General features: G+C 60.6%; 15 protein-coding genes. 3 read left to right on the top strand and 12 right to left on the bottom strand.

Going from position 1 to position 26123, the window contains the following annotated elements; genetic code table 11:
• Window positions 1–71: 71 nt before the first annotated feature.
• The gene (locus LAD35_RS01575; protein ID WP_224151017.1) at window positions 72–1076 is read left to right on the top strand and encodes an aldo/keto reductase; all 1005 of its coding nucleotides are present in this window, start codon (window positions 72–74) and stop codon (window positions 1074–1076) included.
• A gap of 225 nt (window positions 1077–1301) precedes the next feature.
• Here the strand turns inward: LAD35_RS01575 and LAD35_RS01570 are convergent, their stop codons facing one another.
• The 3 genes from LAD35_RS01570 to LAD35_RS01560 form a co-directional block, all read right to left on the bottom strand.
• Entirely contained in the window at window positions 1302–2993 is a 1692-nt protein-coding gene (locus tag LAD35_RS01570; protein ID WP_224151016.1) for an IPTL-CTERM sorting domain-containing protein, read from the bottom strand.
• Between the two features lie 185 nt (window positions 2994–3178).
• Window positions 3179–8989 (bottom strand): DUF7933 domain-containing protein, encoded by a 5811-nt coding sequence (locus LAD35_RS01565; protein WP_224151015.1) that lies wholly within the window; start codon window positions 8987–8989, stop codon window positions 3179–3181.
• Window positions 8917–9894 carry a DUF7933 domain-containing protein gene (locus LAD35_RS01560; RefSeq protein WP_224151014.1) on the bottom strand — a complete coding sequence of 326 codons (978 nt, stop codon included), beginning with the start codon at window positions 9892–9894 and terminating at the stop codon, window positions 8917–8919. Before LAD35_RS01560 ends, LAD35_RS01565 begins: the two co-directional genes overlap by 73 nt.
• A 305-nt stretch (window positions 9895–10199) precedes the next feature.
• Between LAD35_RS01560 and LAD35_RS01555 the strand changes: the two genes are divergently transcribed.
• Complete coding sequence (locus LAD35_RS01555; RefSeq protein ID WP_224151013.1) at window positions 10200–10895, top strand: response regulator transcription factor; 696 nt, start codon at window positions 10200–10202, stop codon at window positions 10893–10895.
• Between the two features lie 203 nt (window positions 10896–11098).
• Here LAD35_RS01555 and radA read toward each other — a convergent pair whose 3' ends face one another.
• A complete protein-coding gene (gene radA, locus LAD35_RS01550; protein WP_224151012.1) occupies window positions 11099–12484 on the bottom strand; it encodes a DNA repair protein RadA in 1386 nt (461 codons plus the stop codon).
• Window positions 12485–12639: 155 nt separating this feature from the next.
• Here radA and LAD35_RS01545 point away from each other — a divergent pair, with 155 nt between their 5' ends.
• Window positions 12640–13260, top strand: a complete 621-nt coding sequence (locus tag LAD35_RS01545; RefSeq protein ID WP_224151011.1) for a glutathione S-transferase family protein — start codon at window positions 12640–12642, stop codon at window positions 13258–13260.
• 67 nt (window positions 13261–13327) lie between these two features.
• Here the strand turns inward: LAD35_RS01545 and LAD35_RS01540 are convergent, their stop codons facing one another.
• The 8 genes from LAD35_RS01540 to LAD35_RS01505 form a co-directional block, all read right to left on the bottom strand.
• Complete coding sequence (locus LAD35_RS01540; protein WP_224151010.1) at window positions 13328–14164, bottom strand: substrate-binding domain-containing protein; 837 nt, start codon at window positions 14162–14164, stop codon at window positions 13328–13330.
• A 115-nt stretch (window positions 14165–14279) separates the two neighbouring features.
• Window positions 14280–15815, bottom strand: a complete 1536-nt coding sequence (locus LAD35_RS01535) for an ABC transporter substrate-binding protein (RefSeq protein WP_224152556.1) — start codon at window positions 15813–15815, stop codon at window positions 14280–14282.
• Between the two features lie 190 nt (window positions 15816–16005).
• Window positions 16006–16851 carry a hypothetical protein gene (locus tag LAD35_RS01530; RefSeq protein WP_224151009.1) on the bottom strand — a complete coding sequence of 282 codons (846 nt, stop codon included), beginning with the start codon at window positions 16849–16851 and terminating at the stop codon, window positions 16006–16008.
• 62 nt (window positions 16852–16913) lie between these two features.
• Entirely contained in the window at window positions 16914–17531 is a 618-nt protein-coding gene (locus LAD35_RS01525; RefSeq protein ID WP_224151008.1) for a hypothetical protein, read from the bottom strand.
• Window positions 17519–21598, bottom strand: coding sequence for a Pls/PosA family non-ribosomal peptide synthetase (locus LAD35_RS01520; RefSeq protein ID WP_224151007.1), 4080 nt, complete (start codon window positions 21596–21598; stop codon window positions 17519–17521). The genes LAD35_RS01525 and LAD35_RS01520 overlap by 13 nt, the downstream gene beginning before the upstream one ends.
• 201 nt (window positions 21599–21799) lie before the next feature.
• Window positions 21800–23254 (bottom strand): efflux transporter outer membrane subunit, encoded by a 1455-nt coding sequence (locus LAD35_RS01515; protein WP_224151006.1) that lies wholly within the window; start codon window positions 23252–23254, stop codon window positions 21800–21802.
• A complete protein-coding gene (locus LAD35_RS01510; RefSeq protein ID WP_224151005.1) occupies window positions 23251–24429 on the bottom strand; it encodes an HlyD family secretion protein in 1179 nt (392 codons plus the stop codon). Before LAD35_RS01510 ends, LAD35_RS01515 begins: the two co-directional genes overlap by 4 nt.
• Before the next feature lie 27 nt (window positions 24430–24456).
• Entirely contained in the window at window positions 24457–26121 is a 1665-nt protein-coding gene (locus LAD35_RS01505; RefSeq protein WP_224151004.1) for an MFS transporter, read from the bottom strand.
• Between the last annotated feature and the right edge of the window lie 2 nt (window positions 26122–26123).

The following is a 26123-nucleotide window of genomic DNA, read 5'->3' as shown; positions in this document are numbered from 1 at the left end:
CACACCCCAAGCGACAGACAGGGGCGCCGTGCATGGCTACGATAGTCCCACCATTTGCCAAAGGGATTGCCATGCACTACCGCCAACTCGGCGCCAGCCCGCTTCAGGTTTCTGCCCTGTGCCTGGGCACCATGATGTTTGCCGACCAGATCGATGCGCAGGAGGCTGCCGCCATCGTGGCCGATGCGCGCGAACGCGGCGTCAACTTCATCGACACTGCCGACATCTACAGCAAGGGCGCCTCCGAAAGCATGGTGGGCCGCCTGCTGCAAGGCCAGCGCGATGACTGGGTGCTGGCCACCAAACTGGGCAACACCATGGGCGATAAGCCCAACCAGGGCTACTACTCGCGCGCCTGGATGCTGCGCGAAGTAGAGGCCAGCCTGCAGCGCCTGCAGACCGACCGCATCGACATCCTCTACCTGCACCGCGACCGCGCCGGGCTGAATCTGGAAGAGCCCCTGTACGCCCTCAAACACCTGATCGACAGCGGCAAGATTCTCTACTGGGGCATATCCAACTTCCGCGGCTGGCGCATTGCAGAGGCCGTGTTCATCGCCCGCCAGATCGGCCTGCCGCCGCCCGTGGTGTGCCAGCCATACTACAACCTGCTCAACCGCATGCCCGAGACCGACATCCTGCCCGCATGCCAGCATTTCGGCATCGGCGTCGTGCCCTTCAGCCCAATTGCGCGCGGCGTGCTCAGCGGCAAGTACCAGCCGGGCATGGAGCCGCCCAAGGACAGCCGTGCCGGTCGCAACGATACGCGCATCATGCAGACCGAGTTCCGCCCCGAATCCCTGCTGATCGCGCAGCAGGTGCAGCAGCACGCCCAGCATCAAGGCATCAGCGCCGCACAGTTTGCCACCGCCTGGGTGCTGGCCCACCAGGCCATCAGCGCCGTCATCGCCGGCCCGCGTACCCTGCAGCAGTGGCAGGACTACCTGCCCGCGCTGGATTACCAGATAACGGTGGAAGACGAACGCCTCATCAGCAGGCTGGTCAGCCCAGGCCATCCATCAACGCCCGGGTACAACGATCCTGCGCACCTGTGGCCGCAGGGGCGGCGGGCCTAGCACATGATCACACGGGCAATGCACTGCGCAAAGAGCGCAGCCATCGCGTGATCCGGGGCATGCCAGACTCCCCCCGCACGCGGCTGCATTGCACAGTACGCTGCAACAGAAAATCCATGGCCTGAAGCAAAGAATTCGCAACATGGGTGAACGAAGCCATGGTCCGAAATGAAGAAGGCCAGTCGAGAGACTGGCCTTTCAATCAGCGGATTTTCTCGGCAGATTTTATTTGCGACGGCGCCGCATATATGGAATGCCGAACACCATCAGCAAGCCGCCCATGATCATCAGGCCATACTCAGAGAGGGTTGGCACATTCGTTGCCTTTCCTCCGCTCTTGTCCGTTACCGTCACGGTCACCGTGGCAGTGGCGCACACCGGAGGGTTCGCCTTGTCGCACAGCTGGTAAACGATGGTATAGGTACCTGCAGGAACTGCCGCCGTCGTGGTGACCATACCCGTTGCCGAATCCAGCACCACGCCAGGATGGGAGGCGGGCGTTACCACCGTCAGCGTCGAGTTCGTCAGCGTCGATGGCTGGCCGTCCGTCGTGTCATTGACCAACACATTAGCAATTGGCGTAGAGGCTACGCCGGCGGGGACACTCGCTGTATCGGCTAGTGGGTTGGCTGCGCCTGTAACAGTAACTGTAGCTGTCGTCATAGAGCAAGCTGCCGGAGATCCTTGGTCGCACAATTGGTAGGTAATCGTGTAGATCCCTGGTGGAACTGTGGCTGCAACAGTCACCTTGCCCGTGGTTGGATCCAGCACAACCCCCGGATTGGACGCAGCCGTGACCACAGTCAATGTCGAATTAACCAATGTCGATGGCTGCCCATCAGTCGTATCGTTGGACAGCACATTGGCAATGGCTACCGATGCCGCGCCCGCAGGAACAGTTCCCGTATCGAGCTGTGCTGATATTTGCGCAATGTTCAAAGTGATGTTGGAGGTCACACAGTGCGTGGGATCAGACGCGTCGCACATTTGATATTGCAATGGATAGCTGCCTGCAGGCACGGTAGCCGTAGTACTGACAGATCCATCTGGATTGAGCGTAATACCAGTAGGCCAGATTCCAACCGGAGCAAGCGTAGCATTGGTCGCGGTTGCCACCACTCCGGCCACTGTGTTGTTGGCAAAGACACTGGCGATAGGTGTGGCAGCAGTGCCAGCCAGGGCAGCGCCTACGTAATCGCTCGATACTAATGTAATCGCATATCCAACCTGCCAACCTACCCCGTCGCTCCAACCAGCGGGGGTGGAAACATAATCAATTTCTGAGTACTGCCCACTGAATTGCAAATACATGCACATTCGAGTTGAATCATTAAAGCACCCCTCAGACGGTCTTCCAGCCCCAGCAATCGGGCTGCGAATACTGCTGAGTGTGGTTAGATTGAAATACCCAGCGGTATTGGTAACGGCAGCAACGTCACTCCCGGTAATAGGTGTGCCACCCACCTTATAGGTACCTGAGAAATTTACATCTGTAATATCTAGACTATAGATTGCCAAGCGAGGCTGATTGACCGGCTGCGTGAATTTAATGGCATAGCCGGATGAGTTTTCCCTACTCACCAATTGAGAAGAAATTGAGTTTATCGATGCAGGCCAGATAGCAGCATTGGTATAGCCCGTGGTGCTAGGATTGCTTGCTGTATTGTAGCTGGTATCCCAAACGATATAGCCCTGCGCGCTGGTAGATGTTGTCCCGAATATTGTGTTTGCGCTTCCTGAATCTTGAAAAACAACACTATTCCCATTGGCAAATGTTCCGGTTACTGTATTGCCTGCAATCCCATTTGTAGGAAATGATGCCCAATAGTCTTTTGTGGATGTGTTTGACCACGCATTTGTGGCGAATGCAAGAACTATCATCTGGGGGATGAGGAATTTATTTTTCAAATAATGCATAATTTAAAATCAACAGTGAAATATAACGACTTAGAACCTGTTGTACCTGCTCTTAGAGCGGCCAACACAGCCCAGCAAGTCATAGGTTTATCCGTACGCTCCAATGGCAAGACAGATAATTAATGCGAACGCCCCGCTAAGAAAACTTATCGAAAGCGTTCGCACCAAAAAATCTCAACCCATGATCACCGACGACGCTGCAATGCAGTTGCCAGGAAGCCGAGCGACAAAGCCAATGCGATCAATTGCCATGCATTGAGCACTGGAACTGGAGCAACGGGCACGTCAGACCCAACCGTTACGGTTGCACTGGCGTCATTGTTGGAGCCTGCCTGAGGATTGCCGTCTTCATAACCATTGTTGGTTGTACCAACGGGATTGATTTCGGCAAGGACTTCATTGGCAGCAGGCGATACCTTTGCGAAGTTCTGGAGGCTATTTCCACCCCTGATACCAGCATCAATAGTCGCAGTCACAGTAATGGGCTCTGCATTCGCGCCTGCAGCCAAGGTGCCAGCCGCGCCAGAGCGAGTGCAGGTGATCTCCACCGCAGCTCCAGTTTGAGGCGAGCAGGTCCAGTTCGGGCCCGTTGCACTCACAGCAGTCAGCCCTGTTGGCAGCTGATCCTTGACCACAATCGCCGCTTGCGCCACGCCCGGGCCAGTGTTCGTTGCCACCAGCTGGAACGTCACCGTGCTGCCAGCCTTGTAGGGGCCGCTGCTGGTAATGGTTTTAACAAGCTTCAGATCGATGGTGTTAGGAATGTCGACAGTAATAGGGGCACTTGCATCATTGTTCGAGCCTGTGGCCGAGTTGCCGTCTTCATAACCGCCGTTGGTCGTGCCAAGCGGATTGCTTTCCACCAGCGTCTCATTGGCAGCCGTGTTTACCTGGGCATAGTTGACCAAGCTACCCGGAGTACTGGTGTTGACCGTGGCCGTGACAGTGATCGCTTCTGCTGCCACGCCTGCCGCCAATGTGCCAGCAGTTCCCGAACGGGTGCAGGTGATGACTTGACCACCAGCCAAACACGTCCAATTGGTGCCGCTTGCGCTCACAAAAGTCAGACCTGCTGGCAGCTGGTCCTTCACCACGATCGCCGCTTGTGCCGCTTGAGGGCCAAGATTTGTGGCAACGAGGTTAAAGGTCACGGTGCTACCCAGGCTGTACGAGCCTGTGCTGGTCACGCTCTTGGCAAGTGTCAGGTCAATGGTATTGCTCACGAAACCAAAATCAATGGTGGAGTTGATATTGGCATCAGGCAGATTACTCGACAGACCGCCGGCAGCAATGCCTCCAGGCTGCGCTATCGCTGCCGCAGTCGCGGTCGCATTCGCTTCACCCGTAGGACTTGCTCCTGGCACAAGGGTGATGGTGGTGCTGTAAACAGTGCCACCGACCGCTGGGTTGCCATGGTTTTTACCGTCGTCCGCTGCCGAGTTACCGGATGCAGTGACTGGGCTTGAGGGCTGGCTGCCTGCAGGAGGCACGACACCCACAATGTATTTGCCAGCTGGCAGACCTGTGAACAGGTAGTTACCGTTGGCATCTGTCGTGGTAGTCGCCAGCGCGGTTGTGCTGTCGGGCACGCCATCGTCATTGGCATCTACGTACAGGTTCACCGTTGCACCGATGACCGGTGGCTCGGTTCCGTCCAGGACGCCGTTATTGGCAACGCCTCCTCCAGCACCACTGTCCATAAATACCTTATTGCCAATTGCCATGCTGTAGAAGCCGAAGTCAGCCGTCAGGTTGGACTGGTTGTCGAGCGTGGTGTCGGTGCGTCCGGGCGTCACGTTGCCGTCTTCGCCCGTTGGCTGGCCTGCACCCAAGGTATACAAGCCACTCTTGATGCTGGCTGCCGGAACACTGCCAGAGGCAGCAATCATCAGAGTACCGTGGTCATGGTTCGTACCTGCAGCAGTGGTGTCAGTGCTGGCGATGGTGTCAGTCAGTGCTCCTGTGGCATCTTGACTGGTGCCACTGGAATAGAGACCTGACAGCACTTGGCCTGCACCGAAGTTGCTGCTTGGAATGATGACCACGTAATCACCTGCAAACTGATTCTTGAACAGGTAGTAGCCGCTGCTTTGGGTGGTATCAGTCGCTACGGGCGCTGTACCGGTGGGGTTGCCACTGGCATCTGCCGCCCACAACTGGACAGTTACACCATCAATGCCAAACTCAGTGCCATCAACAACACCGTTGTTACTGGTGTCAAACCACACACGGTTACCCAGCGAGTACACGGGGGCCAAGTTGACATCTACGCCAGTGTCGTTGTTCGAGCCTGTGGCCGAGTTGCCGTCCTCATAGCCATTGTTGGTGGTACCAACAGGATTGGTTTCGGTCAGCGTCTCATTGGCAGCAGGCTGCACTTTGGCCAGGTTTTTAAGGCTGGTCGTAGTGTTCGCGTCTACGTTGTTGTCAATGGTGGCAGTCACAGTAATGGGCTCTGCATTCGCGCCCGCAGCCAAGGTGCCAGCCGCGCCAGAGCGGGTGCAGGTGATCTCCACCGCTGCTCCAGTTTGAGGCGAGCAGGTCCAGTTCGGGCCCGTTGCACCCACAGCAGTCAGTCCTGTTGGCAACTGATCCTTGACCACAATCGCCGCTTGCGCCACGCCCGGGCCAGTGTTCGTTGCCACCAACTGGAACGTCACCGTGCTGCCTGCCTTGTAGGGGCCGCTACTGGTAATGGTTTTAACAAGCTTCAGATCCATCTGCGCTGGAGCCGTGATGGTGTTGGTCACGCTCAATGCATTGCTGCCTGCCACCAAGGCAAGGCTGCTTGGGTTGAACGTACCGCTGCCAGTCATGGTGTAACCACCGCTGAGTACCTGACCACTGTAGGCCTCGGCGAATGTGCAGTTTTCACCAGCAATCATGCCACTCAGGCTGCCACCGGATGGAGGGGTGAAAGTGGTGGTGTGGACACCACTCGAATCGCAGGTAGCCGTTACCGTGATCGATGGTTCTACAGTGATCTTGGTGCTATCGCCGCTATAGGCTTTGGTCACCGTAATAGTGGCGGGTGCTCCAGGAGTGATAGACGCCTTGGCATCGTTGTTGGAGTCAGCTGCAGGGTTGCCATCCTCATAGCCTCCATTGGTCGTACCCAATGGATTGGATTCGAGAAGGGTTTCATTGCTCGCAGGGTTGACCTGCGTGTAGTTGGTCAACAGGCCACTGGCACCACTATCGACGCTGGCGGTCACCTGGATAGGAGAGGCTGCAGCACCCGCTGCAAGTACTCCGGTTCCGCTATTACGCGTACAGACAACTTGCGCCGAACAAGTGAGCGCACCAAATATCGTGGGGCCGCTTTGGCTCACGCAGCTCCAACCAGCACCGCTGGCATTTACGTAAGTGAGTCCCTGAGGCAAACAGTCTTTGACAACGATGGACTCCTGGGCTGCAGCCGGGCCATTATTGGTCGCCAACAAATTGAGCCTAACCTGGCTGGTACCCGACAGATAGGGTGCAGGCGTACTGGAATCCACACTCTTTTCCACGGAGAGATCAATCGCATCAGTGACCGTAACTGTGGTGGTCGTGTCGTGCGTCAACGTGTTTGGTGTAGTTGTCAGGTTACTACTGTTGTTGGTATACACACCTGGTGTGCTGCTGACCATGTTGACAACAAAGCTGCATTGGCTGTTGGCATTCACATTCGTGCCAGGGCCAACGAGAGAAACGCCCGTGCCTCCGCCGGTAATAGAGAGATTACCTCCACAGGTATTGGAACCAGCAACTATCGAGGTAGCAGTGGTGCCTGCGGGCAATGCGTCCTGCACGATAAAGTCGCTCAGCGATGCAGCACTGGCATTGATGATATTAAATGTCAGTGTGTAGGGCTGATTCACTCGCACTTGTGATGGGTTGAATACCTTCATGACATTGGCATTGGCCTGCAAAGTCAACGTGGCCGATGTGGGGCTGGCATTGGTATCCCCTGAAGAGGAGCTCACTGCACCTGCAGGAATCGTATTGGTCTTGTTACCCGTTGTGAGAGGCACTACATCGACGGAAATCGTGCAGACGCTGCTGGAATTACCCCCTATCGTGCTGGCGTACGTGAAACCAATCAGGTAAGCATCCGACAGAGAAATGGAGGCAGCACCTGGCGACGCTGTAACGGTGGCCGGTGTTGTGGACATGTAGGGGATCTGCGATCCATCCGTCCATGCATAGGGCGCGCGAGCATAATCCGCCGTCACACATGTGGTGGACACGTTAGGCGTAGGCGCTACCACCAGGCCTGCGGGAAAGTTATCTGTAAAGGCTATATTGGTTTTCGAATCCGCGCCCACATCAACCTGAATAATCATTGGCACGGCTTGTCCGCCCAACGCAGTACCGCCATTACCAAAAGTTTTATTCAAAGTAAGGCCTGTAGCCAGGTAACTCAGCGAAGCCGTTGCAGGTGCAGTGTTGGTGACCCCAGGATTGCTGGTGGTCAAGGCTCCCGCAGGAATCGTGTTGATAATTGGAGTTGCACCCGCCGTTCCAGTGGCAGTTACGTCTATCGCAACGTAGCAGACTCCGGGAGTTGCGGTGCTGCCACCCGGTATGGTTGCACCGGTGATGGTTACGCTGTTGGAAGTGTTGGTAACAACCCCGTTCGCGCAATTTGTAAAAGCATTGGCCGGACTTGCTATGGCTAGCGTCCATCCGCTAGCTACAGGCAACGTATCAGTAAGTGATGCTCCAGTCTCTGGCGTGGCTGAGGTGTTTCTCAACCAGATGGTCAACCGCGCGGTGTGTGTACCCGAGGTCACCGTGGCCGAATTGAACGCCTTTACTACACTGACATTGCTGGGCACGACCAAGGTGTCACTTTTCGGACTGTTGTTGGTCACGCCCTGATCAGTGGCTACCGTATTGGCCGGAATGAGGTTATAGGGCTTGTTAGGCGGAACCGGATTAGTGTTTGGTGCGGCCACGTAATTGCCGGGCGCAACGGCGACAACCTTTACACTGACAAAGCATCGCAATCCATTTGTCAATGTCGGCACCGATGGCAACGTAGCGGGCGAGTCGATATCCCAACCCGAATAAGTAATAGTGTCTTGCCCAGTAGCAGAGCGGGTAACAGTCGCCACCCCCGTGTTGGAACATGTTGAGGCAGGTGTTGCGTTTGCATTGGGCCCGTAACCAGTCAGAGGCGGAACCCAGTTGCTGCTGTTGTACTGAACATCTACATTGTTCACCAATGTATACGGCACCCCTGGCGTCAGATTTGCCGCGACCTGAATACCCAAAGGCAGAACGTCAGTAACAGTGCCACCGGTGATGTTTCGGTCAAACCGGTTTAATACGCCAATCTCCAGATAAACAGGCTGCCCAACCGCAGGGAAGGGAGCAGGCGGCGTACTGTTGTACCAGTATGCCGTTTCCGTCATAAATGCCTTGTGCGCTTCCAAATCACCATTGGGGCCTGGATCATAGGTAGGACCTGTAGATGCAGACGCGGAAAAAGTGGGTAGAACGTTCTGGTCGTTATGAACATTGGTGCGTGGCACATAGTTCACAATAGGCTGACCTAGTGCTGCGGAGGTCACCGTCACATTGAAATAAATGTCACAGATCCCCAATTCACCGATTGTTGGATTGGCCGCCGGCACAGTCATCCCAGTAACCGTTACGTTGCTGTTTCCGGGCGCCGCCGTTGAGCTTCCTCCGCAGGTAGTATGCACATTTGGCACGGAAGCAACTACGAGCGACGACGGCAAGTTATCAGTAATGCTGGCATTGGTACGCGCCGCAGTGCTCCAGTTGGTGAGTTTCAGATGCACAGTAAAAGTCGTGCCCACAGCCACACCATCTGTGGAGGAAACTTGATCCTGATCACTGATGATTAACGTCTTGTCCAAACGCAAGTCATTCAACACATTGATCGGCGCCGTTGCCGGGCTAGGATTGGTCAACCCCTCAGAAGTGATAAGTCCGTTTGCCGGAATGGTATTGGTATAGGAACCTGCAACACTGCCCTGCACGGTGACCGTGATAGTACAAGTTCCCCCACGGCAACCGTTCCGTTGCTGAGACTAACGTTCTGCCCACTGATAGCGATTGCGCCCGAACCACAACCCACAGCAGTGGGTATAGGAGAGGCGAGAGGCAATAGCCCTACAGGGAGCGCATCGGTCAGATTTACCCCGGTGAGCGGGTAGGTGGTGGAATTGTTCCTGATCGTAATGGTGAGCTGACTGCCAGCGCCTTCGCCGATGTTGGGGAATTGGAAGCTCTTAGAGACAGTAGGCTCTGTCGGCTGATAAACAAGCACCGTAGCCGAGAATGGATCACTTTGATAAGGCCCACCCACACCAGTCGCCGAAGTCTGGCTGGATGGCACGGAATTGGTGACATTGCTCTGCGTAGAAGGGATCGCCGCAGGATCAGGTTTGACACGAATCACAACCCGGCAATCCGGTCCTGTGGACGATGGATTGGGCAGCGTTACATTGGTCACCGTAACCGAGGTGGCCGTGGTGGTGATGGAGCCCGAGCCTGCCGAGCACCCACTTCCGCCGACAACACCAGCCCCATCGGTCATCAAGGGGGCAAAGCTGGTATCCACCAACAGCCCAGGAGGCATGTTGTCAATAAAGTTGACCAACAGGTTGCCATTGGCTGGAGCCTGCGCACTGAAGAGGTTGAACTCCAGATACGCTGTTTGATTGGGCGCGAGGCTGTTCACCTGGGTATTGGGCACACCCGTCTGGTTCACAAATTTCTTGTTGACAAGGAATGTGTTATTGGTCGACTGGGCATTGGAAAAACCAATACCACCCGACAGCAGGCAAATCGCAACCAATCCGAATACATGGGAAGCCCATCGGCTCAGGTTATTTTCTACAGGGTTTATTCTGCTATCGCAGACAGCATCTTTCCTCGCCATCAACTTTGATATAAGCATCTGGGACCTTTAGCATTAGATTTGCCCCGAGGATACATGTGCAGCCAGCTTCAAATCTGACTCAATATGACAAGCAAACACCTCTAGTGTAGAGAATGCAACAATAATGCTCTCATATGGCAAAAAACTGTTTCATAGTTAAAAATAGTTCACCATGCCCCCCATAGATATAATTATCTTATTAATTCCATGAATGCATATTAATTATTGCATTAGAGTTATCACAGCTATTCAAAAATAGCAGCAATATACCTATCTTGATACGTTCTTTTTCAAGAAAAAATCAAATGATAGAATCTCTAAATATATTAATTCTTGATGGGAATGACGCTCTGCGCGAGGCGATCGTTGGCATTCTTGGTCAAGCTGGTCACCATGCCATTGGGATCAGTCATGCGGAGGAGTTGGAGGAGAATGGCCAGCACTCTGCTATAGATGTCTACATTCTGGGCTTGAGCCCACCGAGCAAGGAGGGATTTGAGCTTTCCAGAAGGCTTCGTGCAGCAGAGCCATTTGCTGGAATCATCATGATGACGGGAGAAGGTACTGCACATGAAAGAACTCATGGCTATGAGTCTGGCGCAGATATCACGTTATCGAAACCTGTTGACTTTCTTGAACTACTAGCTTGCCTTGGGTCGCTTGGACGTCGCCTTCGCACAGTACCTTCAACAGGGGCAGATACCCATCTGACTTTATGCTTGAAAACGATGACCTTGATGGGTCCCAATGACTCAGTCGAACTCTATATTCATGAGGCACGAATCATTGGAGCGTTTGCCAGATCTCGCAATAGTCAACTGGAACGATGGCAAATAGCGGAATTGATTGGGGCGAACATTGAAAGCATTCACCGAAACAACCTTGACCAGCGCATGGTCAGGCTTCGGCGTAAATTACTGGTAGCAGGCGCCAGTGCACCTGCTATCCGCGCCATGCACAAAACCGGCTACTCTCTATCTGCTGTAGTTCGAATTACGTGATTTCACATCCACCTTGATGTAGATTTTTAAGAAAATCGCTTTTTTATCAAAAAGATAATATATTTATATTTTCTGAATATAGTAAATTACAGATACTCATCATCATAGAGTGCACCCATGATTTCGAATTTCTGAGGCGAGGATGGCAAGCAGTCACAAAGCCACCATGCATGAGCGCATGCGTCAGGACATGCCTGCATGCCCTACTCCAGCCCCCGAACAATCTGCATCGCATCGTCCACCCGCTCCACCGCATGGATGGTCAGCCCTTCGATCGGCTTCTTGGGGGCATTGGCCTTGGGGACGACGGCGACGGTAAAGCCCAGCTTGGCGGCTTCCTTCAGGCGCTCCTGTCCGCGCGTGGCGGGGCGCACCTCGCCGGCGAGACCCACTTCGCCGAATGCGATGAAGCCCTTGGGCAGCGCCTTGCCGCGCAGGCTGCTGGTAATGGCCAGCATCACCGCCAGGTCAGCCGCAGGCTCGCCAATGCGCACGCCGCCAACGGCATTGACGAAAACATCCTGATCAGCGCAGGCCACGCCAGCATGGCGGTTGAGCACGGCCAGCAGCATGGCGAGGCGGTCGCGGTCCAGGCCCACGGAGAGGCGACGCGGGCTGGGGCCACCGTCATCGACCAGCGCCTGAATCTCGACCAGCAGCGGGCGCGAGCCTTCCAGGGTCACCAGCACACAGCTGCCGGGTACCGGATCGGTGTGGTGCGACAAGAAAATAGCGCTCGGGTTGGAAACGCCCTTGAGGCCTTTTTCCGTCATCGCGAACACGCCGATCTCGTTGACCGCGCCAAAGCGGTTCTTGATGGCGCGCACGAGGCGGAAGCTGCTGTGCGTGTCACCCTCAAAATACAGCACGGTGTCCACCATGTGCTCCAGCACGCGCGGGCCGGCCAGTGCCCCTTCCTTGGTCACATGGCCGACCAGGACGACGGCAATGCCGGTGCTTTTGGCCATGCGCGTGAGGTGCGCCGCGCATTCGCGCACCTGGGCCACCGAGCCGGGTGCCGAGCTGAGTTGGTCGGAGTACATGGTCTGGATCGAATCGATCACCACCACAGCGGGCTGCGTGCTCTCGCAAGTGGCCAGAATCTTTTCCAGCTGGATTTCGGACAGCACATTGACCTGGCTGTTGTCGAGCCCCAGGCGCCGCGAGCGCAACGCCACCTGCGCGCCACTCTCCTCCCCCGTCACATACAGCGCAGGCAAACCCTCACGCTGCAGCGCATCGACTGCCTGCAGCAGCAAGGTGGACTTTCCAATGCCCGGATCTCCGCCAATCAGCACCACGCCACCTTCGACAATGCCGCCGCCCAGCACCCGGTCCAGTTCGCTGATGCCGCTGGGCGTGCGCGCCACATCCGTGGCTTCGATCGCCGACAGCGGGGTGACCGCCTGCGCTTGGCCGGCATAACCGGTGCGCCCGGTCTGGCTCAGGCGGTTCTTGCCACCGCCTGCAGGCTCGGCCGCCGTCTCCACCAGGCTGTTCCAGGCACCGCAGCTCGGGCACTTGCCCAGCCAGCGCGGGCTCGTGCCGCCGCATTCGTTGCAGGTATAAATCGATTTGTCTTTGGCCATGTCACCGCGATTGCTGATACTGCCGCCAATGGTATACGTGCTGGCGGACCGGCACGCGACACCCTGGTTTGAAGGCTTGGTTTAGTATGAAAACCATAGCTGATGGCGCTTGATGGATGGGCGCCAACCATTGATTTTTACCCAAGGAGATTGTAATGAGCGCCCCCCTGACCCTATACTACGCCCCCGGCACCTGCGCCCAGGCCGTGCTGATTGCGCTGCACGAAGCCGGCGCCGACTTTGAAGCCAAGCGGCTGAACATGGCCGAAGGCGAACAGCGCAGCGCCGCCTATCTGGCCATCAACCCCAAGGGCCGAGTGCCTGCGCTGCGCACACCGCAGGGCGTGCTGTCGGAAACCCTGGCACTGCTTCTGTACGTGGCGCAAACCCACCCACAGGCCAAGCTGGCGCCGCTGGACGACCCCTTCCGCCTCGCGCATATGCAGGAATTCAACAGCTTTCTCGCCTCGACCGTGCATATCAACCACGCCCACCGCCCCCGTGCCGCACGCTGGGCAGACGACGAGGCCGCGCACAAAGCCATGCAGGCCAAGGTGCCGCAGAACATGCGCGATGCCTTCACCCTCATCGAACAACACTACCTGGGCGACCAGACCTGGGTACTGGGCGACGAGTACTCCGTCGCCGACCCTTACTTGTTCACCATGGCCGGTTGGCTCAAGAGCGACGGCGTCGATATCCAGGAGTTCCCGCGTGTGGCTGCGCATTTCGAGCGCGTCAAGGCCCGGCCTGCGGTGCAGCGGGCGCTGGCTTGAGCCAGACGTCTGGTGGCGGGTGAATGCGATCAGAACAACAGCTTTCAACACCCGACCGATAAACCGATCAACGCTCCTGGCGCCCTGCTGCGGGAGCCTCCCAGCCCGTTCCTGCCCAGTCGTGCTGCGCAGCTTCGCGCTGGTAGAAGCGGGCCAGCGCCTGCGCACCGGCTGCGCTGGGCGCGTGCGCCGCAATGGCCACGCCATACACGGCAGCATAGGCCAGTGGCGCTGGCAGGTCACCGACGATGCGAATACCGCCTGACTGCTGCAGCTCGCTGCGCAATTGCAGGCCCAGCTCGGCATCCCCCCGCGCCACCAATTGCGCCACCTGCGGGCCGAACACCTTGATGCTCTTGGGCAGCACGGTATCCGCCATGCCCAGTTGGGGCAGCAACTGCTTTTCGATGAAGGCGCTGCCTTCTGAAGACGGGTAGGCAATCGCCCGGGCCGACTGCAACAGCGCGCGCACATCCTGCTCGCTCTGCAGTGGCGGGAGCGTTCGACCCGCCGCTACGGCAGCCGCCAGCGGCGTCTGCACCACCGGCAGCAGGCTGCCCCGCCGCACCAGCCCCTGGGCCTGTAATTGCTCCAGCACCGCAACCGGCGCCACCACCACATCCACCGAGTCGCCTTCCTGCAGATGCGGCGCCATGGCCAGCGCAATGGCTGGAATGGTGCCGTAACCCGTCTCGGTCTGGATCTGCGTGGGAATGATGAGCCGCGCCGCCAACGCCCGATGCACACCGGCAAAGCCCTGAACCATCAGTACCTTGACGGGCAGGCTGGCGAGCGCCTCGTCATCCGGCGTTCGCTGAACACCCGGCCCATCAGACGCACAGCCCGCCAGCACGGCAGCGGCCAGACAGAGCAGGAAAGAGCGGCGGCGGTGCATGGATGGCATGCGTTGATTATGGGTGGACTGTATGGCGATCTGAAAAAATGGGGCTTGGCGAATCTGGAGTGCGCTTCGACGCTCCCAGACCTCCAAGCCCGTAGCCAGCCAATGCGGATGCCGGTCAATTGACCTTCAGCGCACGCCAGTCAATATAGTTGTCCGCGCGCGTCGGAATCTGCACTTTCTTGGCCGTGGCCCAGGGCGTGATCAGGTTGAACAGTGGGATGTGCGAGATGGCCTGGTGTTCGTTCAGGAGCACCTTTTCAATCAGCTGGTTGCGCAGCTTCAGATCGGTTTCGGTCTTGACCCGCTCGATCATCGCGTCCTGCTGCGGGTTGGATGCACGGCCCAGGTTGAAGTTGCCGTCACCACCGCCGCCTGGCGAGCGGATCAGCGCCTGCAGGCTGTAGTAGGCATCAAACGTGGGTACCGACCAGCCCAGCAGGTAGACACTGGCCTCGTAGCGCTGGATCATCGGAAAATAGGTGGCAAACGGCTGCGTGCGCAGCTTGGCCCTGATACCCACCTTTGCCCATTGCGCGCTGATGGCCTGGCACAGCGCCTCGTCGCTCGGGTAACGGCCCGCAGGGCACGAGAATTCCACTTCGAAGCCATCGGGATAGCCTGCCTGCGCAAGTAGCTTCTTCGATGCCTCCGGGTTGAATGCCAGGCGCTTGTCGACCTGCGGGGTCCAGCCGTTCACATGGTGGGCGATCAAGGTGCCGGTGGGCTGGGCGAGGCCGCGCATCACCACGCGCTGGATGGTGCCCATGTCAATCGCCTGGTAGAGCGCCTGGCGCACGCGCACGTCCTTGAACGGGTTCTTGCCCTTGACGCTGGAATGCTCCAGCTCATCGCGGTACTGGTCCATCCCCAGGAACATGGTGCGGTCCGCTGCCGATTCGAGCACCTGCAGATTGGGCGCCTGCTTGATGCGCTGCAGATCGTTCATGCTCGGGTCGATGATGAAATCGACTTCGCCCGACAGCAGCGCTGCCGTGCGCGTGGCATCCGATTTGATGGGCGTGTACACCGCCTCGGTCACATTGGTGGGGTACTTGCCCTTGCCCCACCAGTGTGGGTTGGCCTTGAGGACCAGGCGCGAGTCGGGCGACCATGAATCGAGCACGAGTGGCCCGGTGCCCAGGGCATGGCGGTGGGCATAGTTCTCATCCTTGGCCTTGATGTCCTTGGGCACGGTAGAGTTGTTTTTCTCGGCCCAGGGTTTGCTCATGATGCGCAGCTCGGTCAGCTGGTTCACCAGCACCGGGTTGGGCACCTCCGAAAAGATATCGACGGTGGTTGGGTTCACCACTTCCACGCGGTCGATGCCCTGCGTATAGACCACGAAGCCCGAGGTCTTGGCCTTCGCGCGCTCCAGCGAAAACTTCACGTCATCGGCCGTCAGCGGCGATCCGTCGCTGAAGGTGACGCCTTCGCGCAAGGTGACGCGCAGCTGCTTGGGGTTGATGCGCTCCCATTTGGCGGCCAGCGACGGCTCTGGCTTCTGGGTCTGGCTGTTGTATTCGACCAGCGCCTCATACACCGCACGGTGCACCGAATTGTTGACGCCGACATTCTGCGCATGGATGTCCCACGACGACAGATCGGCAGAGCGCGTCCAGCGGAAGGTGGACGCCTGAGCGGGCAGCGCCATGGCTGCAAGCGCGCCGGCAACCGCCAGTGCCGATGCCGCCCGGGTCAGGGCCGCTCGGTGCTGCAAGAATGTGGTGGGATACATCACAGATTCCTTCTTATTCATACCAAAACCAAACCCGTACTATGGCAGCGAAACCGCGGGTTACCAACAAACCTTTGGTTGTATCCATATGGTCGGCATCTGCCCGTCAGCGCGGGCCCCGGACATGGGTGACCACCTCGCGCAAGGTGTCTGCGTCGGGCACCCACCAGTCGGCCAGCGCTCCGACAGCCACAGCGCATACCAGGGCGCCCAGCAGCGGCTTCCAGGTCAGCTTCACCGCAGAGGCCAGCCAGCCTGCGCGCTCCACACGCACCAGTGCACGCGCCGTCATCATCGAAAAAGCCAGCTCGACTGCCACGGTCAGCAGCACATCCACCCCGAAGTACAGCCACAGCAGGGCACCGAGGCCAAAAAAGGCCAGCACCAGGCCCGCAAAGACGGCCAGGATCGGCACGATCACGATGCCTTCATCACCGCCGCCGATATCGCCAATGTCCACGCTGTCAACCCAGGAGCCGCTGCCGCCCTGGGGCACATCTGCCGCGCTGCTCCAGTTGCCCGATGCGCCACCGCCGCCAAAATCGCCGCCGCCACCCGCCTGCACATCAGCCGGGCCATGGTGGTGGTGCAGATCAGGGAACCCATCGAGAACATCTGCGCCGTCTGCCGAGGAATCTTCGCGCCTGCGCTCGTATGCGTTGCGCACCAGATAGGCCGCCCACAGCCGCAGCACCGCCAGGTACACGGCATAACCCACGCCCAGGCTGACGGCGTAGCGCACCGCCATCGATTCCACCCCTGTCTTCAGCATGGCAGCGGTTACCACCCACATCACCAGCAGCACCAGCAAGCCCATGCACAGGCCATGCATGCGCAACCAGTGCTTTTGCTGCAAGGCTGCCGCCATGCGCTGGGGCTGCATGCGCAGCGCCCACCAGCTCGAATAGCGCCGTGCATGGTGGCCGGGGCGGCGTTTGGGTGTTGGTGCCAACGGCTTGAGGGAGGGAGTGAAGACGCCCGCAGTGTAGCAGTGCCGCTGCCGGGCTCAACCCCTCAAGAACGCCAGGCCAGGGCCACTGCGGCAACACCCCCAGACGTGCGCCAGGGCAGTGGCGCGCACTGCACGCCGGCATCCCAGCCGGAAAGGCGGGCATCCGCCTCCGCAAGCGGCAGGCCAGCACATTTGAGCCGCGCCTCCAGCTGCGCCCACTGTTGGGCAAAGGCAGCGCGCAGGGCCGTGCCTTGCAGCGGTGCCAGCTCTTGTGCAGCAGGCCCGATGAACTGCCGCGCCACGGCGTGCCATTCAGCGTCATCGCCATCGGCGGGCACCGCCTGCACATCCACGCCAATGGCAGCACGATCCGACCATGCCCACAGTGCAGACGCACCGGCATAGGCCACCGAGAGGCGAATGGCAGCATGCACGCTGCCGCCCAGCAGCAGCATCGGTGCCTGGCCGGGCATGCGCTGCACAGACAATTGCCGCGCATCGCACTGCAGCACCTCCGCCAACGCACTGCAAATGGACTGGTGCACTGCATGGCGCAGGCTTTCACGCAAGGGTGCAGGCGGCCCCGCAACGTGCGCCAGGCAAACCGCAAACACCTGCGCCGTGCCCTGGCAGGCAGCAGGCAGCGATACCGCCTGCTGCACCGCGTTCAGGCCCGCCATGGCGCTGCAGGGGCGCCGTGCCAGCGGGTGCCAGCAGGCAGGTTTTCGCCCTTCATCACCAGGGTCATGGGTCCCAGCTGCACGCCATCGCCCACCTGGGCGCTGTACAGCACGGTGCAGCGCGCGCCAATCGTCACTCGCTCGCCGATGACCACATGGTCGATCTTCATCACCCGGTCTTCAAACAAATGGGTCTGCGGGCATGCAAGCGCGTTCAGCTCGCTGTGCGCACCCACGGTCACGCAATCGTGCTCGGTGATGTCGGTCGTGTCCAGGTAGGCGCTCGTGGCAATCCTGCTGCCCATGGCGTTCATGGCCAGATTGAGCCAGGGTGTGCCGCGCAGGTAACGCAGGAAATTGGGAATGGCGATACCTTCATACATGCTGGTTGCCGCTTCGGACAGCCACACAAAGGGCGTCCACATCGGCACCGCCTTTTTGCTGTAGCGCCCCACCAGCAGCCATTTGAACAAGGCCACCGCAAGGAAAGCCCCCAGGCCAAACACGATGCCTGCCATGGCCAGATCCACCACCACCGCACCCCAGCGGCCTGCAGACGCGAGCGGCATGGCATCGAGCACGATGGCGTAGCCCGCAGCAATCACCAGTGCGTGCGGCGCGCCAATGCGGAAGGCCTCGACAAGGCCCCGCCCCAGGATGCGCTTGCGCGAAGGTGCAAAGGTCAGGTGATCGGGGTAGCCCTGCACCACTTCGCGCGCAGGCAGATTCATCGCAGGCGAGCCGATCCAGGTCTGGCCGTCCTGCATGTCGGCATTGCGCGGCACGGCCGACATCACACCGATCAGCACGCCTTCAGGAATGGTGGAACCATCAGGTACATAGGCGCCGTTGCCAATGAAACTGCGGCGCGACACCACCGTTGGCTGCACCGTCATGTAGCCGCCGTCGATGCGCTCGTCGCCCAGCATCACTGCATCGGCCACAAAGCATTCATCCCCCAGGGTCAGCATGTCGGGCACCACGCCCAGGGCGGTGGACAGCTCGGTGCGCTTGCCCACCTTGGCGCCCAGCATGCGGTACCAGGTGGCCGAATACACGGTGGCATAAATGCCGTGGAGGGTTCCCAGGCTGGCCTCCTGGATCTGGTTGGTGAGCCACTTGCCCAGGTAGCGCTTGCTGTGCACCGACCAGGTGCCCGGCCGCAGCCGAGGCAGCAGCAGGTAGCGGATCAGCGCGGCCACCAGCATGGTGCAGACCACCAGCACCAGGCTGGCGGGCAGCGCCAGCACGAAGAATTTGAAGAAGCGCAAGATGAACGCGCCCAGCGCATCGACCGTGCCGTCTTCGATCAAGGGGCGTACCGAGATCGAATCCACATCCAGCCAGTCGATCAGCAGGAAGGTAGGGAACACCGGCATGAAGAACAGGGTGGCAATCAGCAACCCGCCCATGGCAAACACCAGCATCTCCCAGCTGCGCCAGGCCGCACTGGGCGAGATGCGCTCGGGCATGGCCGTTTCGTCAAAAGCCGATACGTGCTGCGCAGGCGAGCCTGCCCACACGGTGCGCGCGGGTTGTGCCTGCCCATCGGTCAGGGCAGACTGCCCTTCCAGGTGGGCCCAGTCGCCCAGGTCGGTGTTGCCTTCCAGCACCACGTAAGAGCCGATGCAGGCGTTGGCGCCGATGTCGATGCGGCCCAGCAGCAGCCAGCCGCCTTCGACGCGAGCGTTTTCCAGGTTGACGGCATTGCCCACGCTGGCACCGTCGCCAATGGTCAGCAGATCGGGTGCACGCACCGTGAGCGAACCCAGCACCACCTCCTTGCCCACCCTGGCGCCCAGCGCGCGCAGCCATAGCGGGAAGAGCGAGGAGCCGGTGATCATCGCCACCGGCACGGCCTCCACCAGCCGGTCAGCAAACCACCAGCGGAAGTACGTCACCCCCCACAGCGGATAACGCCCTGCCTTGAGGCGGCCAGCCACCAGCCATTTGCCTGCCCAGGCCACGGCAAATTCCAGCACCGTGGCAATGGCAAATGCCAGCACCGAGATGGCGATGGCAAACGGCACCGAGTCATTTTCGTCGCCTGTGAAGAAATGGTAGGTGAAGAACGGTGCAAGCCACTGCGCCATCTTGATCAGCACCAGAAATGGTATGGCTGCCGCCTGCGCCGCGCCACAGCGCCAGCGGCGCAGCGCAGAGTGCGTGCGAAACGGCCGCTCGGCTGCAGGAGCGCTTTCATCGGCCATCGCAGACTGCAAGGCGTCGGCGATGCGGCCAATCTGGCGCTGCTGGTAAATGGTGCTGACCGTGGCCTGCGCAAAGCGCGGGTCGGCACGCAGCTGCGATGTCAGCCGCGCGGCGAACAAGGAGTGGCCGCCCAGATCGCTGAAGAAATCCAGCGACCGGCGTATCGGTTGCCCCGGGAACAGCTTGGCGAGCGCGGCAAACAGCACTTCTTCCGCAGGCGTCTGGGCGGTGTCGGAATCGGTGCTGTTCACCGCTGCCGCCAGTTCCATGGCCTTGAGTGCCTTGCGGTCGATCTTGCCGGAGGTCAGCCGCGGCATCTCTGCCAGTGCCTCGAAGCGCGCGGGCACCATGTAGGGAGGCAGACGCTCGGCCAGGGCATTGCGCAAGGTAGTGTGCGTGGGCGGCACCGCGGTGCCCGGCACATCCGTGGGTACATAGAAGGCGACAAGCTGGTCCATGCCATCGTCACAGCGCAGCAGCACCGCCGTGGTGCCCACGCCCGGCTGCTGGGCCAGTACGGCTTCAATCTCGCCCAGCTCCACGCGAAAGCCCCGGATCTTCACCTGGTCATCGGCCCGGCCCAGGCATTGCATCTGGCCGTGTTCGTCAATGCGCGCCAGATCGCCCGTGCGGTACAGACGCATGTCGTGCGGCCCGGCGGTCCAGGGGTTGTCCAGAAACTTCTCGGCCGTCAACTCGGGGCGGCCCAGGTAACCGGCAGCCACGCCGGGGCCGGTGATGCACAGCTCGCCCGTCTCGCCCGCTGGCAGGCCCACCAGGGTGGGCGCCGTGCCTGCGGGAAAGCTGTCCGCATCGATCACCTGCACCACCACCATGCTGTAGTTGGGCAGGGGTGTGCCAATGGTGACGGGCTCGCCCGCCTTCAACTCGGCAAGGCTCGCCGACACCGTGGCTTCGGTCGGCCCATAGGTGTTGAACATCTGGCGCGGCGACCCGGTGCTGGACTGCGCCCAGCGCGCCACCAGCGCCTCGGGGCACATTTCGCCGCCCAGGTTGATGATGCGCAGGTTGGGCACATCGTGGGCAAACAAGGCCAGCAGCGTGGGCACCGCATGCAGTACCGTCACCTGCTGCTCGACCAGCGCAGCGGGAAGGGCTTCGGGGTCACCCGCAATCTCGCGCGGCGCGATCCACAAGGTGGCGCCCACCAGGTAGCTGATCCAGATTTCCTCGAACGACATGTCGAACGCGACCGAGAAACCCTGGTAGACCTTGTCGCCCAGGCGCACGCCCAGACGCGCGTTTTCGCTGCGCAGAAAATGGCAGATGCTGCCCTGCGTGATGGCAATGCCCTTGGGCTTGCCCGTCGATCCGCTGGTGTAGATGACATAGGCAGGGTCGCCTGGCTGCGCATGGCTGCGGCGGCGCAGCACGGTACCGCCCGGCAGCGGCGCCAGCAGTTGCGCATCATCCAGCATCAAGGCCAGAACACCCGCTTGCGCAAGTCCGTCGCGCGGTGTCTGCTCTGCAATCAATAGCGCTTTGGCCTGCGCGTCATCCAGGCAGGTGGCAATGCGCTCGGGTGGGGTTTCGCTGTCGAACGGCAGCCAGGCAGCCCCTGTCTTGGCGATGGCCAACTGCAGGGTGAGCAGCGCAATGCCGCGCGGCAGCCACAGCCCCACCATGTCGCCGGGGCCGATACCCGCCTCGATCAGCCGGTGCGCGGCGCGGCTGGCGTCGGCATCGAGCTGTGCGTAGCTCAACTGCTGGCCGCCAGCGATCAGCGCCGTGGTTTCCGGGTGGGCATAGGCGGTGGCTTCAAACAGGTCGGCCAGCACTTCGTGGCGCAACAGATCGGGCCGCTCGGGCCCACGCAAAACAACGGTCTCGGACATGAAAGCAATGCCAGGCGCCTGCACAGGCGCAACCGTGCGCCTTCGTGGTCTGCAAGAACGCCCAAAAATGGGGCATTGCGCATTATGGAACGACGGCAGAGTACCTGACCTTCAAGCAGCCTTCCGATCACAGATTGCTTGCAATGCTGAGGATTTGGCGCAACGCTGGGTCTGGCTAGACCAGCACACATTAAGCGCTGTTTAATGTGTGCCAGGCTCTGCGGGCAACACTTGCGCAGCCGACCACCCGCCACCCAGTGCCCGGTACAGGGCAATCAGGTTGTCCATCTGGCTTTGGCGCAGGTTGATGACTTCGATCTCCGCCTGAAACAGGTTGCGCTGGGCATCGATCTGCTCCAGGTACGACGCGTAGCCTGCGCCATAGCGGTCCTTGGCATAGCCATAGGTTTGCGCCAGCACGGCGCGGCGGCGCTTGGCCGTCTGCAATTGCACATCCAGTCGATCCACACCCACGAGGGCGTTTTCCACATCGCCCAAAGCTGACAGAACCGCGCCCCGGTAGGCGTAGGCCGCCTGGTCGCGCTGCGCAGTGGCCGTGCCGTACTGCGCGTCGAGCCGCCCCCCATCGAACAATGGGGCGAGCGCACTTGCGCCCAGGCTCCAGACATTGATCGGGTTGTAGCCGATGGCATTGACAAACAGGCGCCCCGCACTGGCGCTGAGGCTGACCTGCGGCAGGTAGGCCGCGCGGCTGGCGCGCAGATTGGCATCGCTGGCGGCCAGGGCCAGTTCCGCCTGCACCAGGTCAGGCCGGCGGCGCAGCAGCTCGGACGGCAGGCTGGCCGGTACCGCAGGCACCGCCAGGGCGGCAAAGGCCTTGCCATCGGCCTGCGCTGTATCGCGCCGCGCAGGCACATCGCCTGCCAGCAGTTGCAAGGCATTGAACTGGCGCGCAATGGCCATCTCCAGCGCGGGAATCTGCTGCTGCACCGATTCCATCTCGGCCTGCGCCTGCGTTACCTGCAGTTTGGAGATGTAGCCGACCGATTCCTGGTCCTGCGCCAGCTGCAAGGCCTGGCGCCGGGTATGCAGGGTTTGGCGTGTCTGGGCCAGCTGGGCTTCGCGCGCCAGCAGGTCCACATAGGTCTGCGCCGTGGTGGCGGCCACCGTCAGTGCCACAGCATCGCGGTCGGCCTGGGTGGCACGGTACTGCAGATCGGCGGTGCTGGCTCTGTCCGCAAGGCGCCCCCACAGATCAGGCTCCCAGCTCGCCTGCAGTTGCGGCTGCAGGCTGCGCGAGGTGGTGATACCTACGGGCGTCAAGGTATGCGTCACCCCGGCGCTGGCGCCCAGGTTGAGGTTGGGCAGCAGCGCAGCGTCGGCCGCCTGCAACTGCGCGCGCGCCGCTGCCACGCGCGTACCGGCCACCTGCAGGTTGGCGTTGCGTGCCAGCGCTGCCTCCACATGGCGGCTCAACTCGGCATCGCCCAGCGCCTGCCACCACTGCGCCACAATGGGGGTCGATGCGCCCTGATCGCCTTCGCCCTGATCGCCTTCGCCCTGGTAGGCCCAGCGGGTGGGCAGGCCTGCACGGCTGTCTGGCGGCGCCTGGCGCAGTGCAGGCGCGCAGCCGCTGAGCAAGGCCGCAGCTATGAGGGGGCTAAAAAAGAAGAGCGTGCGCTTGCTGCTGATCACTTTGCGGCTCCTGTTTTTGCAGCATTTTCCTTGGCGGCCTGCTCGGCGGCACGGGTGTCGACGGATACCTCCACCGACATGCCCGGGCGCAGGCGCGCGGCCAGCTCCTGATCGGCATCGATCGCAATGCGGATAGGCAGGCGCTGCACGATCTTGATGAAGTTGCCCGAAGCGTTGTCAGCCTTGATCACGCTGAACTCCGAACCCGTTGCGGGTGCAATCTGTTCGATGTAGCCGTTCAGCTTCCCACCCTCCAAGGCATCGACCGTGAAGCTGGCCCGCTGGCCGACGTGCATGTGCGCGGTCTGCGTTTCCTTGAAATTGGCCACCACCCACAGCTTGTCGGGCACCAGAAACAGCAGCTGCGAGCCCGCCGCCACATACTGGCCGGTGCGCACCGACGACTCGCTCACCTGCCCATCGCGCGGCGCACGCACCACGGTGTTGTCCAGATCGATCTGGGCCAGCCCCAGCTGGGCTTCGGCGGCCTTGACCTGCGCCTCCAGGCTGGCGCGCGCCACCTGGGTGGATTTGATGGACTGCTCGCCGATATGGATGTCGGCCTCGGCTTTTTCCACATTGGCCTTGGCCAGCTGCGAGGTGGCACGCGACTGGTCGCGCTCGCGCAACGACACCGAGCCCTTGGCGGCCAGCTCTTCCACGCGCTGCAGATCGGCGGCGGCGCGGCGCGACTCTGCGGCAACAGCCGACAGGCTGGCCTTGCGCGCGCCCAGATTGGCGCGGTTCTGCGCCTGGGTCTGGTCGGAATTGGCCAGCTGCGCGCGGGCGTTGTCGAGCTGCGCCCGGGCCTGTGCCACCTTCTCCTGGTAGATACGGTCGTCAATGCGCAGCAGTACATCGCCCTGCTTCACATGGCCGAAATCGGCCACGTTCACTTCATTCACATAACCACTCACCTGCGGTGCCAGCACGGTGATCTGGCCCCGCACGTAGGCGTTGTCGGTGCGCATGGTGGAAGACGCGAAGGGCGGCAGTTTCCAGGCCCAGAGCACCAGCAGAATGCCAACCACCGCCACCAGCAGCATCAGGCCGATAGCCTTGAAGCTGGGACGGATCAGCTTGGCGGTGGGGGAAGGCTCCGCCACAGGTGCGGCAGGAGCAGGAGCGGCAGGGGCTGCCGATGGGGTAGAGGGTGTGGATACAGGATTTGTCATTGTTTTATTTGCTTTGGACGCACGGATTCAAAAGGAGGCCTCAGCAACAGCCCGCGCCGCGCGGCGGCGGCCCAGCCAGGCCAGAAAGCGCAGGCGCAGCGCGCGGTAAAGGGCCCAGCCCAGAAAGCTGAGCGCCATGGTGCCGATCACGCGGAACACGTCGTTGAAGGCCAGCACAGCCGCCTCGCGCTTGACGGTCTGCGCCAATTGCGCACGGCTTTGGGCGTTGCGCTGCACGGGGTCGGTGATGAGCTTGCTGTAGCTGGCCTGGGTTTGGGCCAGGCGCTGGTTGACCAGCGCGTCGGTGGCAGGCATTTCGCGCGCAATGGCCTGGGTATACACCTGGGCACGCGCCTGCTGGATGGTGCCCAGCAGGGCAGAGCCCATCAGCCCGCCCACGCTCTGGGTGACGGAGAACAGCACAATGAAGGTGATCATGTGGTCTGCGCCCTGGCTCATGGCATGCTTGAAGCCGATCATCATCAGCGGCCCCATGAACAGTGCTGCAGCGCAGGACACCAGAAACTGGCTGAAGAAGAAATCGTGCGGACGGCTCTGGCTGGTGGAATGCAGATCCAGATAGCCGCCAATGCAGATCAGCAGGATGGACACCAGAATCTGCGGCAGGATGGTATTGGCGCTGAAGGTGAGCGCCCCGGCGACCACGCCCACCAGCATGCCCGTCAGAATCACGCCGTACAGGGGTTGAAGCTGATCCGGGGTGAGGCCCATGGCCCGCAGCAGGCCGACCACGCCATAGTTCTGCTCCGAAATCATGAAGCGCATCAATAGCGCACCGGCCATGAACATCAATGTGGAAGGATGCAGCAGCCAGCGCAGCTGAATCAGCGGCGTGCGTCGGCTGTACTCCAGAATGCCCGCCAGCGTGAACAGCACGATCGATGCAATCAAGGCATAGGCCAGCCAGGGCGCATTCAGCCACCAGGCATTCACGCCCTGGGCCAGCACCGCGCACAGCAGGGCCACGGCGGGCGCCACCAGGGCGAAGGTCAGTAGATCAAGCGGCTCGAACACATGGATCTGCATGCCCTTGGGCAGCTTGAGCAGCACCACCGCCGCAAACGCCAGCAGGGCCAGGCCCGCTTCAAAGGCATAGAGATGGGGCCAGGGATTGATGGTGACCAACGCTGGCGAAAGCACCCAGGCCAGAGGCACGGCCACCGACGACATGTTCATCGCCAGAATCAGCGCCGCCGGAATACGCGCCATCGGCAGGCCCTGCATCACATACATCACGGCGAGCGACGTGGTGGTGGCGCCTGCAAAGCCGCTGACACCTCGCACCACCAGCGACATGGTGTAGCCCTCGACAAATACGTGGGCCAGCGCCAGCATGGCATAGATGCCCAGCCCCCATTCGGCAAAAACGCGCAGGCCCAGTTGCTGGCGCGATTTGAAGACGAGCAGATTGGCTGTCACGTTCACCATCACATAGGCAGCGGGCAACCAGGCGGCCTCGACCTGGGTGAGCCCCAATTGGCCCTGAATGGCCGTGAGGTTGGCAGTCACCAGGCCATTGCCCAGCCCCCCCACGAGGCCCACAAACAGACCCACCGCCACATAGGCCAGACGCCGCGCCAGCGAGTGCTGCAGGCGCGCGGGAGAGCCGGGCATCGCAGGGCGCTCGTGCTCTTCCCAGTCGGGGGGCTGCTCCACGTAACGGTATTGCATGG

It is taken from the genome of Comamonas odontotermitis, from assembly GCF_020080045.1.
Taxonomy (GTDB): Bacteria; Pseudomonadota; Gammaproteobacteria; order Burkholderiales; family Burkholderiaceae_C; genus Comamonas; species Comamonas odontotermitis.
This window is presented reverse-complemented; position numbering and strand designations above follow the sequence as displayed.

What these genes read in the sequence shown, in the direction of transcription:
- LAD35_RS01575 (WP_224151017.1), top strand. Translation starts at nt 72, where the DNA reads ATGCACTACCGCCAACTCGGCGCCAGCCCGCTTCAGGTTTCTGCCCTG.
- LAD35_RS01570 (WP_224151016.1), bottom strand. Translation starts at nt 2,993, where the DNA reads ATGCATTATTTGAAAAATAAATTCCTCATCCCCCAGATGATAGTTCTT.
- LAD35_RS01560 (WP_224151014.1), bottom strand. Translation starts at nt 9,894, where the DNA reads ATGGCGAGGAAAGATGCTGTCTGCGATAGCAGAATAAACCCTGTAGAA.
- LAD35_RS01555 (WP_224151013.1), top strand. Translation starts at nt 10,200, where the DNA reads ATGATAGAATCTCTAAATATATTAATTCTTGATGGGAATGACGCTCTG.
- radA (WP_224151012.1), bottom strand. Translation starts at nt 12,484, where the DNA reads ATGGCCAAAGACAAATCGATTTATACCTGCAACGAATGCGGCGGCACG.
- LAD35_RS01545 (WP_224151011.1), top strand. Translation starts at nt 12,640, where the DNA reads ATGAGCGCCCCCCTGACCCTATACTACGCCCCCGGCACCTGCGCCCAG.
- LAD35_RS01540 (WP_224151010.1), bottom strand. Translation starts at nt 14,164, where the DNA reads ATGCCATCCATGCACCGCCGCCGCTCTTTCCTGCTCTGTCTGGCCGCT.
- LAD35_RS01535 (WP_224152556.1), bottom strand. Translation starts at nt 15,815, where the DNA reads ATGGCGCTGCCCGCTCAGGCGTCCACCTTCCGCTGGACGCGCTCTGCC.
- LAD35_RS01525 (WP_224151008.1), bottom strand. Translation starts at nt 17,531, where the DNA reads ATGGCGGGCCTGAACGCGGTGCAGCAGGCGGTATCGCTGCCTGCTGCC.
- LAD35_RS01520 (WP_224151007.1), bottom strand. Translation starts at nt 21,598, where the DNA reads ATGTCCGAGACCGTTGTTTTGCGTGGGCCCGAGCGGCCCGATCTGTTG.
- LAD35_RS01510 (WP_224151005.1), bottom strand. Translation starts at nt 24,429, where the DNA reads ATGACAAATCCTGTATCCACACCCTCTACCCCATCGGCAGCCCCTGCC.
- LAD35_RS01505 (WP_224151004.1), bottom strand. Translation starts at nt 26,121, where the DNA reads ATGCAATACCGTTACGTGGAGCAGCCCCCCGACTGGGAAGAGCACGAG.